The following is an 11,816-nucleotide window of genomic DNA, read 5'->3' as shown; positions in this document are numbered from 1 at the left end:
GAGGTGAGAATCGTAGCGAGCGGGTGTTCGGCGAACGGTTGCCGACTCAGCCGGGATCGCCTGGGCTCGCGGCCGCGCGAAGTGGCCCGCTCGACCGCGGAAACCCCGCCGAAATCCCCGGCGCGACCTGCGGAAGATAGGTTATATGGTGCCGCGCGGCCCTTTCGTCGCGATCACTTGGCCCGCTTTCGCCGCCATCGACGCGTCGCGGTGGTGGGCCGCCCTAAACGTGCGATTGCCGTGATCTGGCACAACCCCATTGGAGAAAAAATGATGAACCATAAGCTGTTTAACGTTGATCCCGAGAACTTCGCTCTGGTACGCGACTACATCGGGTCGGATAGAGTTTGCGAGCTCGAAAAGGCTGATGCCGGCTTGCTCCTACCGCATGTCGAACGCCATCCACAAACCATCTACGTTGCCGCCAGCGGCGTGGACCTTGGCGAGGTGTATGGGGCGTTTGCCAAATGCGGTTCGCAAGTCGCAATCGAATGGGTACGCTTCGAGGACAAGCGAAAACCGAACGAACCAGAATGCAACCTCCATCGGTACCTTATCGGTCCGACCGCCGACGGAAATTGCTGCGGCTCCGAGGTGACAGGGACTGCGACCGGCCAAGTAGGTGACCATTGGACCGACATCGACGAGGTGGCGTCACGACACTTCGGTGGTCGCTCGTGAGCCGGTCGGACATTGTCGCCCCGCCCGCTTTGGGTAAATTTGCTTGGCCGGAAGTGTCTGTGCATAGACAAGACATGAAGCACGAGAAGGTGGCGAACGCCGGCGTGCTCCAACCCAAAAAAAGAAGCGGTAACGTTCTTCGAGTTGCGAGAGGTGAACGCGGGCAACCTCACGGAATGTCACCAACGTCTTCGATCGAGATGAGAATCGGGTCCACCGGGATCGGATTCGCCACGCTTCCAAAAAAGAAGTAAGACTGCCCAAGTTGCAGCTTCGAACTGAAAACCGCCTCAAAGGCGGCACCGTTGTCCAGCCGGATTTCGTATACGGTGCGGCCCCACATGTCGTGAATCTCTTTCGATGCGACTCCCACACGTGGAATTGCGTGCTCGGTTGCCAACTCATCGAGCAGCAGTGCGGCCATCTCCAGCGTCGTGACTAGCTCGTCGCGCATATCGGATAGATCGGCCGTCGCGTGCGCTACCTTGTTGCGAACGCTGACGACTTTGCGAATGCGATCGCTCAAACTGTTATTCTTCGGCTTTTTAGGGAGATAAATGTGTGCGCGGCCAAACTTTTGCTTGACGCGGTTTGCGAAGGCACTTTGACAGATGCAATCTGGGAGCTCCTCAAACAACGTCAGGTAGTCGCCGAAGGAAAGCCGTCGTAGATCGGCCGATGGCTTCCCGCGCGTCGCGAGCAGTCGCTTCAACGATTCGTCGGCGCCCTGGCCAAAGGCAATACGTGCCCACGCATAGACACCGCGCTTGATCATCGCCTCTACCATGTTCGTCGCCTCGCTGGCCAGCCCGTTGATCTCATGTATCTCACGGCTCTGCCGCAGCCGCGAGGCGTTGTGCCGAATTCTATCGATAGCCTGCCGGACGCCGTCGCGGGCACCTGGACTCGGAACGCGGAAGCCGAAATGCAATAGGAGCGCGTCGACGGGATTGCTCTGCTTTGCGTCCGCCGCTAGAAGTCCCTTCTCGCGAGCGATGCGCCGGAGGGTTTGCCTGCCGAGGTTCCGCTCCAAAAGTTCACGCGGGTCGTTCACGGCAAGGGCCTCCTGCAAACGCTCGATCTGTGGTCCTTTTGAGCCACGCGGCAGTATTTCCTCAACGTCGTCGGGCTCAAGTTGTTCCGACAACAATTGCGCAAGGGCCTCATAGTTGACCGCCTCGCCCGAATCAAGCCGCTCAAGCGCAACGTCCGCATCTGTCGCTAATCCAAGATGCTCTGACGGGCTGCTGGGTTTTCGCAGGTAGACCAGGAACGTTCCAGCTTGCGCCCCGTCCAGCGGCACTCGCTTGACGCTGACGATCTCAAACCCTGCCGCTTCGGAAAGTCCCACAAACGAGTGGAAATGGGGGCGGCTGGTCGATGTTAGAATCAGGCAGAGCAAACGTCCAGGCTTGAGAACGCGGAAGCATTGGGCAAAGCAGTTCCCCAATCCGGTTTCATATCGTTCGACGAAGGCATCTTTGTCGACCACGACGAGCTCGTCCAGGTCGCGATCGGGTTGAACGAACGCATGCTCGGCTCGGCCGGAGGCGAACCGCGACTCCCACGCCCAGTAGAAGCACGATAGCTGGAAATAGGGAATGTTATCGAAGTACGGCGGATCGGTGACGACCGCGTCGAAGGTATTGTCGGACAGGGGCAGCGTTTCTGCGTTTGTTTCCAGGACGGTTGCCGCTAGGGGAAGACATGTCAGTTCCTCCAGCGACTGCCTCGTCACCTGAAACCAACGCTCTAGAAGCGGCATTGGCGCCGCCTCGATGAATTCCCGGCGGAATCGGAACCCCATGTTAGCGAGAGCATCAATGGGGGTTTGACGTTGGCTGTTCCACGAAGTGAGGACGCAATTACGCTGCGCGACATAACCCAGGCTGAACGCAAAATAGGTGGTTAATGCCCCCACGTGTTCCTTGGCGAGGCCCTCCCGAGCCATGCGAGCCTTGATGGTCGCTATTGCGTCAGATAGCTCGAGATTTGCGAGGAGTTGCCGAGGGGAAAACAGGTCTGCGAACGTCGTCGCTTCCGGCTCGTTCAGCGCGGATACCGAGCCGCGCCGCACAGGATGCTCCAGCGCGCGTCCGGCTATTCCTCGCATCAACTCGGCCAGCCGGTCGCGCTGGCCGCTCGCAAGGTCCCATGATTCCTCGGATGTTGCGGTGGACCACGAGAGTCTCGCGTCGGAACGGCGTGCGACGGCTGCGAGTATGGGCGGAGCAGTCAGACCGTTTTGCGAACGAAGCTCGTGAGTCGACATTGCAGTGCCACAGAATGGGCACACGGAGCCGCGACCTTCGGCCGCCCCTTCTGAGACTTCGGTCAAAGCGAACGCTGTCTGACCGTCGGCACAATGGAACACAGCGGCAAGTTTACAAGCATCGAGATCGACCTGCAGTCTCAAGGGAACATTGCAACCGCATTGTTCATTCGGGCACTTCGCTCGCCGGACCCAAAGCCGATACACGGTCGCGTCTTCGCGCGCGTAAAGCTTCGACCACCGATTGGCAACATCGGTCTGTAATTCGGTAAACCACCGCTCAAACTCAGGCAGGAGGCCCTCCCAGCGATGCTCGCCAGAGGGCCGACGTTCTGCCGATTGCTTTGGGGCCAACCGCACGGGAAAGCTCAACGTTGCGCGCAGAATAGCTGCCGCCAGCGGGTTGAGTTCACCGGCCGTCGCTGAGCATCCGAGACGAAGCGCCTCAAGAGGGACGCTCCCGCCTCCAGCAAAGGGATCCAGAACGTTCGCGCGGAAGTCGTCGCAATCGTGCGCCGCGTCGTCGTCGGAACAGGCCACTCCCAGCGCCTCGCGAATCCGTTCGCGTGCCGCTCGTAGGGTGGCGGCGTCCGGAGTTGGGGCCGCAAGGGCCTTCACGATGTCAGAACCTGAATCAACTCCCCCGGTGAGTGCCAAGTACGCCGCGACCCGCGTCAAGGTGAGCGGGCGACGAGCAAACCACCGGTGCAGGTCAAGGGCGTGCTTTCGGCCGGTCATCTCGCCGCGGACCCCCTCGCCAACTGACGGATCGAGGTCGTTGTAATCACACGCATCATTGTCGATCAAGAGGCACCTATCCGTTCTTGTACCCGGAGACCCGAGCGTCGGCGACGATCGCGCGTTGTAAAGACCTTATCGCTCTCTCGATTTCCGGCCGCGACTAATTCATTAGCGCCTTCCACTTGTCGCAAGCCGCAGCCGCGACAAGGTACGCAATGCAGACGATGCGCTATGGGGTTACTTAACGTATACTTCTTCGGTCTCGGGTAGGTTCGCCAGCGGCGAGTAATCCATCAGCGCCGTGTAGTCCGTCTCGACGCTCTCAACCAACCTTTTGATTCTCGTCTCGACATCGAGATTAAACGCCCTTATTCTAGCCTCGGTCAGCGCCTCGCGATACCCAACCGCTTCAATCTCTATGAGTGACTCTATAAGCTGCATCGCTTCGCGGTGGGTCCTGCCGAGCCTATCACGCAGCACAAGCTTTAGTAACAGTGCGTTCGCACCTAGCCCCCCTCTCGCTGCTGCAACATCGCCGAGCAATTTGTCGAACAACATTTCTCTCGCTACCAGGGACTCCTTTGCCAAATCCTCGGCGTAGTTTGGTGGTAGGAACGCGCCGGGTGCATGTATCTCGTATGCGCGCATCAAACTCGCTATGGTTGTTTGTAATCGCCTGACGTCCCGCAACACGTCGGCAAGGATTGCTGATACAAACCTCTGATGGGCTCGCCGCTCTGTGCCGACATAGATCGCCACCGCGGTCGCCACGCCAATGACTGTGACGGCTAAGGACGCCGAGGCCACAGGGGACCACTCGGCAGAGGCGTACAGCATTCGGTCTCCCTCCAACTTTTACGTCACGCGCGTTCTTTCGTGGCCCGCGCTAGCGGGGCGCTGCACCCTCGACCTCGCCGTCGTTGCTAGACGTCCCGTGCCCCGCCTGCAAGGCTCTACTAGCAAGTGCTTGTTCGCCTTCGCGGCCCATGATGCTTTCGCGTCAAATTCGCCAAACGAGCGATTGCATTCTCCCGCCGCTCCGCTACCCTATGGCCTAGACGGGCTTTCACTGCCCTGTCTCCAATCAATGCGCGGTTAAGGGCCGCCTTAACCGGGCTTTTTGTTTGCCGGTGCCGATGGTGCTTCCCCTCAATTCCCCTCCGTCACCAGTGCTCAAAGATCCATTCCAATCATCTTCGCCCAGTCTTTCGCCTTGAACGAGACGCCCTCATCCAGGTCGCCGACCTTCCCCTTGCACGATGCGTTAGTGAGCGTCCACCTTCCATCCTGAAAACCGTAAGTCAGCGTCATGTTGCCGTTGAAGCCGACCCAGGTAGCGTTAGCTATCGGTCTCCCCTCGTCGTAACTGCTGTGGATTTCTTCTACGAATGTTTGGACTTCCCCAACAAACGGTGACACCAGCGAATCGGTCTTACGAACGTCGTAGCGAAATTTGCCGACGACTAGCTCTTTAATTTCCTGGTGTCGCCGCCCATTAACCTGCGTTTCACGGCGGGAGTGCGTGAATCGCTGGCCTTCAACGTTTGGTGCTCGGTCACCAAGGAACTGCTCGAAAAGTGCTTTCGGGTCCGGTTGTGGGGGTTTAGACGGTTTAGTAGGCTTTTCCGGCGCACTCCGCACGAACATCGCCGCAAGTGCAACGAGAACGCAAGCCGCAATTCCTAGTCCGGCCATCGCGAGCATTTTGCCCTTGGGCTTGCCAGCCTTTTCTGGCGAATCTTGCGTTTGAGCGGCATTTACGCGAGGCATCTTCGACTTGCTCGTGTCGATAACCGGCTCCGCTCGACCGCCAAAGGACAAACTCGTCTTTTCGGCACTGATCCAATCGCCGTCGCACCCCCCGCGAATAAACGTCTCACGGGTAATGGTGCCGTCTGCCGCCTTCTCTTTTAGTTCGGACGACGACACTGGGCCTATCTCCGTTCCCATAACCTGATAAAACCAGTCTGCCATTTTTACAGCCTCCACTGTTTGAGCCTAAACTTCAACGTCTGGGACGCCCTTTTGGGGCAAGTATTGACGCAAGGCCGCAACAAGTGACTATCGCTATCACTGTTTTCCGAAATCTTCTGCAAAATCTTCTGGGTATGGTAACCTATCGCGGATGACGTTTTTGCCGTCGCTAATTTCATAGTTCCCCAAAGCGTCTTGCATTACGAGGGCTTGGACGTTGCCAGCCGCGTCAACGGTCGCCCCGTATCCCATCTGTACCGTGGCCCCGAAACGATTCTGGCAATCGACGGGGGACGCTGAAATATAATAGGTGCCGTCGCCCATCGACGTGAATTCCACGTCGAGCCGCGGAAACCTAGCGGGTGGTCGGCACGCCAGAGCCACAAGCCGCTTTCTTACGGCTTCCTCGATGTTGACCATTGCTGCTACGCGGTCGAGAGTCCCGTTGCGGTCAACTGATTGCTCGGCAGCGTAGTTACTCGGCGGTTGAACAGGGGCGGGAGGGACAGGATTTGGTGCCGTTGCCGGCGCCGCTACTGGAGCGACAACGCGCGGCGAGTCGGCCTTCGGCGGTTCATAATTCATCCAACCGACGAAAAGAACGACAGGGCCAAGCACCATCATCGCTGCAAAGCACGCGTTGACAGGGTTACAGAGCCATTGCAAGACGTTCGCTATCGCGGACCGCTTCGACTCCCGCCTCCGTGCCGCGCGAATTTGAACGCGCTCTGCTGGCTGCCGTTGGCGCGCCTGACTGACATCGGATCGACCAGCGATATCTGGAACGGTCTGAACGGCATTGACCCTTACAGGTGTTGGCGTCAGCCCGCTGATGTCGCTCGCTGGGCACCAACCATTACTTCGGTATGGTCGGATAAGCGTGCCGCTTGCCAAACTGCCACAGGCCAGCCTACGCCTGAGTTCCTTGGCCGTTATCGGCCCCTTCACGATTCCCGCCTCTTGATAGTAGAAGGCGCTCATTTTCGACCTTCGTTGCGAACGCGAATATGCAACCCATCCTTATAATGGGCCGTCGCCGTCTTTGCAATCGGGCAACCGCCGCCCATCGCCAAACGAAAACGCCCCAAACAAGCCGCTAGGCTCGGCTGGGGCGGATGTTCGGCCAGTACCGACCGAAGTGATTCGCCGTGGCTCCGCACGTCCCTCGCGGCTGATCCGTATGGTCAGGATGCCCCTGATATATCAATACCAAAGCTGTCCGCGAATTTCTTCTTGAAGTCGTCCCTGAGCTGGTTGTTTTTCGAGTCGCTGTCCTTGAGCTTGCTGAGGTACTTTGCGAAAAAGCTCATCACTTCATCGAACAAGTGCTCTGGATAGATAACGACTACCGCGCAGTCGCCGCCTACGGTCGATTTGGTCGCCCCTGCCGCATACTTCGCATGGTCCGTTGGCTCGATGATTGGCGGAACATTCCCAGGACGAATTCCGCAGTACAGGGGTGCGTGAGCCTGATGCAGAATGCCACAGCGGAAGCCGGTATAGAGCACGTCAGCGATATTCGACAACTGTTTGGGATCTCCGGCTCCCCGACCGTAGTCGTCGATCGCGGGCGATATCGTGACGTTGTAGCTCGGTAGATCGTGGATGACGAATGCTTTGAAAGCGCTTGTCGTCGCCTTTAGGAGTCCGCGTTGAAATTGACTGAGCGTATCAATCAGCAGGCACGTCATTGCCATAACGGCAAACGAGTAGTGCCCGCCGTCGTGGCGATTCGCCAAGCAGCAAACAACCCGGCGAACGTGTCGATTCACCCCGCGCTCAAGCAATATCTCGATTGGCTCAATGTACCAGCCTCGTATCCGCCGCTCGAATGCATCGACGATTCCCGGGAAATATGTCCAGTTGATCTCGGCGTACTTCCGATCGCGCTCGAAATAGCGCTCGCTTGGCACCGGCTCGTAGAACATGCACGCTCCTCCTCACGACGGGACAAAGTGGCCTGTTACAACCGCTTGAGGGTGATCGACTGGATTTCGTACGTCGCATTCTGCGACTTGATCGCCGGAATCCAGCCGGGCTGAATGCCGGCCCACTCGCGGTCGGCGGGGGAAATGGCAAACTGGGTCTTCACGATGCTCTCGCCATCGAGGAACATTTCCACGTCTCCGCTACCGCCCTTGTGTTTGACGCGAAGACGGAGGGTATAGTGCCTGCCATTTTGTAGGCTACCGGGCTGGTGGGCCGCGCTCATCAGGTTATGCTGCCTGCCATACTCGGAGCTCAAGCCAAAGTTGAAGTGGCCGTTCCCTATCGGCAATGCGCCGACTAAGGCGTCGGACCCGCCCGTCCTTACAAAACCGATTTCAAGCTCGTAATCGCCGCTCGAAGAGAATGGTGGAATCGATAGCGCGGATTGAGGGCCAACGATCACCGATTTACCTGATGCTTTTACGTTGCCCGAGTGAGCATGCACGGCAAGGTCAATACGGCTTAACAGGTCGCCGCCGGACGACGGTTTCGGGCCCTTTGCGCCCGCATCGCCGACGACGTCGCCAAGGCTGCCGTTCTTTTTCTGCGAAGCGGCGAGGACGACCTCGCCGGTGTCGACCTTGATCAGCCGAACGTGGACGTCGAGCACGCGGCCGGTTTGCACGGCGCGGCCGGTCATGATCGCACGCGCTCCAAGCTGCTTGCCGAGGTTTCGCGCGCTTGCCTCGTCGAATGCGGCTTCCTGCTGCAATTCCAACTCGGCCAGCGCTTTGTCCAAGAGCGTCCGCTCGACCACTTTGACGCCCCGATTCACCAGCGCCGTGGTCAGCTCCTCGGCGAGCTTCTCGCCGCCGGTGGTGCGGTTGCCGTCTTGATCGACCGGCGGCAGAACGGCGATGGCCGTGCCGTTCTGGTCTGTCTCGACCTCGTCGCCGATGCGAAGTTGGACTTCCAGGTTGCCGAGCAGCTTCGCCTTGCTGAACTTTTCTCTGGCCTCGGTGATTTCGAGCTGGGCGATCTTTGCGCGTTGGCGTTCGAGCACCTCGCCGGAGTCAGGATCCTTGACCTCGCCCTCGTCGCGGTAGACGGTGAGCTTCTGCCCTTTTTCAGCGCCGGCTTTCGTGCCGATAGTCAAGTAAATCGCCGTCGGCTTCACGTCGGCGATTTTGCCCGAAGCTGAGCCGACTTGCTCGCGCGACAACTTCCAGGCCACGAAGGCGGGCAGGCCCGCCGAGGCGATGGCGTCGCCGTCGGCAAGATCGCGGTCGACCTTCAGCAACTCGTCCTGTGCGAAGCTGGTTTCCTTGCCGCTTTTCAGTTCGCGCAACTTAAGGCGCGCGGGCGATTGCTCGATCAACTCGCCCACCACGCTTCGGCCGCCCTGTAGCCGAACCTTGACGAGGGTCACCGGCTTGTCGCCAAAGGCCGGCGCCGCGACAAGGGCGAAAGCGACGACCGGGCACGCGACGACAAAAAGCCTGAACGACATGGCGAGCCTCCTCGTGAAGCGGGCATGGAAATGTAACCTCGTTTGGAACGCTATCGTAACGCCGCGCCGATGGGCATGCAACGGCTTGTCAATCGCGATGCGACGTTCGCCCGCCATGTACGACTCAAATCAGCGTTCAGGAAATCGAGCACGATCCGCTGGCGTTCCTCCATCGCATCGAGGCCGGCGAGCCGATACTGGTTGTTCGCGGCGACATTGCGATCGCTGAAATCCAGCCCATTTCCCGGCCCGCGATGTGCCCCCCGCGTTTGGCCGTGCCGCGGGCGGCTTCACCGTTCCGGACGACCTCGATCGCCCGTTGCCCGATGAGGTCGTCAAGTTATTTGGGGCCAACGAGGCTGCTTCTCGACACACACGTATTCCTGTGGTACGTGGGCGCGATGCTCGCCTGCCGCAGCGATTCGCCGACGCGTGACGAGCTAAAGGGCGACCGGCCGCGAGCCCCACGCCCCGACCGAGCTCGCGTCGCTCAAGCGCGTGACTTGCGAGGCTGACCTCGCGAGCGGCGAGTTGGTTTTGACTAACATGGCAAATCGGCTATAATTTGAGTGGAGGCTTTGGTTGGCTCGCAAGGGCTGGCCACTGCCTTCGTTTTTTTACGGCTCATCACCTCGCTCCCATTGGCCGCGAAGATCGTCGAGATAGGTGATGCCGTGCAACTGCCAATAGCCACTCTGGTCGGTTTTTGGCTTTTGCCCGTGAAACTGCATGTCGTGCAGTTTCGCCGCGTAGGCGCGCAGCTCCTCGCGAACAGCCTGCGGCATGCGGCTCGTCCGCCAGCCCCAGCCGAGAATGTACGCGGTCAAGTCTGCCAAGAACACGCCCGTCGTCAGGTCGGAATGCACGAAGAAGGGCTCGGGAACGATCCGCGAACTGCGATACTGGCCGGTCGGACTGCCGAGAAAGTAGGCGGCCATCTGTTCCAGCAGGCGGTGCGACTGGGATTTCTCCAGCTCGTCAAAGACGACAATTCCACGCTCGCGGGGCGGAAGCGTTTCAAGGTAGTAGAAGTATCGCTCAAACAGGTAGACGTAATCCTTGCGGAGCCTGCCGGATTCTGGCCTCGGCGCATCGGGCGCCAGCATCGAAGCAAAGACTTGTACGCTGAAACCTGCTGCGATGTCGAGCACCGCGTGAACGAAGCTGAGCACCTGCCGGCTGAAGGCGACAATCTCCAGAAACGTTGGATTGTTGGTCGGTTGGCCTCTCGCCGCTTTGCCTTTGGTCAGCAACGAATTCGCCAGCCTCAAGCACTCCGAGGGGGCGATTTCGACGTCTCGTTGGGCTTCGCCAAATCGCTTACGCTTCAGCAATCGCTTGGCCTTCACCTCATTTCCGTATACTTCGCGGAGGTAACCACCAAAATGGTCTCGCTCTGCGGAACGGATGGCGCGCACCATGTTCCAGAGGCGGAGAAGAGTCGTTGGCGGCGGGCGGCGCGTCAGCCGGTCGTTCGTGCCGGCCACGGGGACGAGCGTGAGCGGAGCGGGCTTGTGGTGTAGGCGTCTCGCCTGCCCGGTCTTGGTGCGCCGCCCGCGACATCTGTCACGTCGGGGCCTTGTGTCCGGCGCTCCGGCGGCTTGGCGCATCGGTTTTTTAGTCGTTCGGCGGATGCCAGCCGGCTTCCAGTCGGGTCCCGATGCGGTTATCGTTAATGCAAAGAGCGCGGGAACGACAACTATGGCCACCGTCACTACCGATTCGATCGGCTCACCGCTGGTGCTCCACTTCGGACCGGCGATTAACCGCTTCAGCGAGGACGAGTTCTTTGAGTTCTGCCAGCGCAATCGCGATTTGCGGATCGAGCGCACAGGCAGCGGAGATCTGATCGTCATGCCTCCCTCCGGCGGTGAGACGGGACGATCCAATTCCGGCCTCAACTATCAGCTTGTTGCCTGGAACGAGCGCGTGCGTCAAGGCGAGGTCTTCGATTCATCGACCGGCTTTCGCTTGCCCGGCGGTCCCCTGCGTTCGCCGGACGCTGCCTGGGTCGCGCGCGATCGGTGGCGCGCCCTGACCCGCGCTCAACGAAAAAAATTTCCCCCCTTGGCACCCGACTTTGTGGTCGAGATCAGGTCCGAGAGCGATTCACTCAGGCCGTTGCGCGCCAAGATGCACGAGTACGTCGAGCTTGGCGTACGGCTGGGGTGGCTCATCGATCCAATGGCTCGCCGCGTCGAGGTTTATCGTCCCGGCAAGAAACCGCAGACGCTCAAAGCGCCGCGGACGATCAGCGGCGGTCCCGTGCTGCCGGGTTTTGTCTTGCAACTTGAGCGAATCTGGTCGGACTGACCGACCACAATAGGTGTCGAGATGGCCAACTGCGCACAAGGTCACCGCAAATTGCGCGAGTTGGCCATCTTCGAATTTCCCGCTGAAAAGTTGCGCGGCGACGAAGGGGTTTTTCGTCGCGGGATGCGCAACGCCGCCACGTCCGGGCCCTGTGCCCGGTTGCTCGTCGTCCGTTCCTCACGCCAGCAGCGCCGCGGGCACACCCTCGCGTTGATTCTCCTTTGCCGCGCGTCAGCCAGACGCAAACGGTGGCGGGCTTGGCAATTGCCTCATAATCCACGGATCGTAGCGGCGCATTGAGTTTGGTTTCGCTCGCGGGCTGGAGTAGAATTCAAGGTGCGCGGCTCGGCAACCGGGTCCGATTGCTGCGGAATGATCGACCATCAAGGAGCTAGG

Annotated in this window: 10 protein-coding genes; 3 read left to right on the top strand and 7 right to left on the bottom strand. The window is 59.6% G+C overall.

What is annotated here, in order from left to right; translation table 11 throughout:
- Positions 1-681, top strand: a 681-nt coding sequence (locus tag VNH11_01515; GenBank protein HVA45037.1) for a hypothetical protein, incomplete at its 5' end; no start/stop codon positions are given.
- 169 nt (positions 682-850) lie between these two features.
- On the opposite strand, the gene VNH11_01510 is transcribed toward VNH11_01515, so the two are convergent.
- The 6 genes from VNH11_01510 to VNH11_01485 all read right to left on the bottom strand — a co-directional run bounded on the left by VNH11_01510 (position 851) and on the right by VNH11_01485 (position 8,774).
- Entirely contained in the window at positions 851-3,760 is a 2,910-nt protein-coding gene (locus tag VNH11_01510) for a hypothetical protein (protein ID HVA45036.1), read from the bottom strand.
- A gap of 171 nt (positions 3,761-3,931) precedes the next feature.
- Positions 3,932-4,531: a hypothetical protein gene (locus VNH11_01505; protein ID HVA45035.1), complete on the bottom strand. Its 600-nt coding sequence runs from the start codon at positions 4,529-4,531 to the stop codon at positions 3,932-3,934.
- A gap of 336 nt (positions 4,532-4,867) precedes the next feature.
- Positions 4,868-5,668: a DUF4339 domain-containing protein gene (locus tag VNH11_01500; GenBank protein ID HVA45034.1), complete on the bottom strand. Its 801-nt coding sequence runs from the start codon at positions 5,666-5,668 to the stop codon at positions 4,868-4,870.
- A gap of 96 nt (positions 5,669-5,764) precedes the next feature.
- Positions 5,765-6,649, bottom strand: coding sequence for a GYF domain-containing protein (locus VNH11_01495; GenBank protein HVA45033.1), 885 nt, complete (start codon positions 6,647-6,649; stop codon positions 5,765-5,767).
- 203 nt (positions 6,650-6,852) lie between these two features.
- Entirely contained in the window at positions 6,853-7,596 is a 744-nt protein-coding gene (locus tag VNH11_01490; protein ID HVA45032.1) for a hypothetical protein, read from the bottom strand.
- Positions 7,597-7,631: 35 nt separating this feature from the next.
- Positions 7,632-8,774 carry a FlgO family outer membrane protein gene (locus tag VNH11_01485; protein HVA45031.1) on the bottom strand — a complete coding sequence of 381 codons (1,143 nt, stop codon included), beginning with the start codon at positions 8,772-8,774 and terminating at the stop codon, positions 7,632-7,634.
- A 30-nt stretch (positions 8,775-8,804) separates the two neighbouring features.
- Between VNH11_01485 and VNH11_01480 the strand changes: the two genes are divergently transcribed.
- Positions 8,805-9,005 (top strand): hypothetical protein, encoded by a 201-nt coding sequence (locus VNH11_01480; GenBank protein ID HVA45030.1) that lies wholly within the window; start codon positions 8,805-8,807, stop codon positions 9,003-9,005.
- A gap of 719 nt (positions 9,006-9,724) precedes the next feature.
- On the opposite strand, the gene VNH11_01475 is transcribed toward VNH11_01480, so the two are convergent.
- Positions 9,725-10,456 (bottom strand): DUF3800 domain-containing protein, encoded by a 732-nt coding sequence (locus tag VNH11_01475; protein HVA45029.1) that lies wholly within the window; start codon positions 10,454-10,456, stop codon positions 9,725-9,727.
- A 352-nt stretch (positions 10,457-10,808) separates the two neighbouring features.
- Here VNH11_01475 and VNH11_01470 point away from each other — a divergent pair, with 352 nt between their 5' ends.
- Entirely contained in the window at positions 10,809-11,420 is a 612-nt protein-coding gene (locus VNH11_01470) for a Uma2 family endonuclease (GenBank protein ID HVA45028.1), read from the top strand.
- Positions 11,421-11,816: the final 396 nt, after the last annotated feature.

It is taken from the genome of Pirellulales bacterium, from assembly GCA_035533075.1.
Lineage (GTDB): Bacteria > Planctomycetota > Planctomycetia > Pirellulales > JAICIG01 > DASSFG01.
This window is presented reverse-complemented; position numbering and strand designations above follow the sequence as displayed.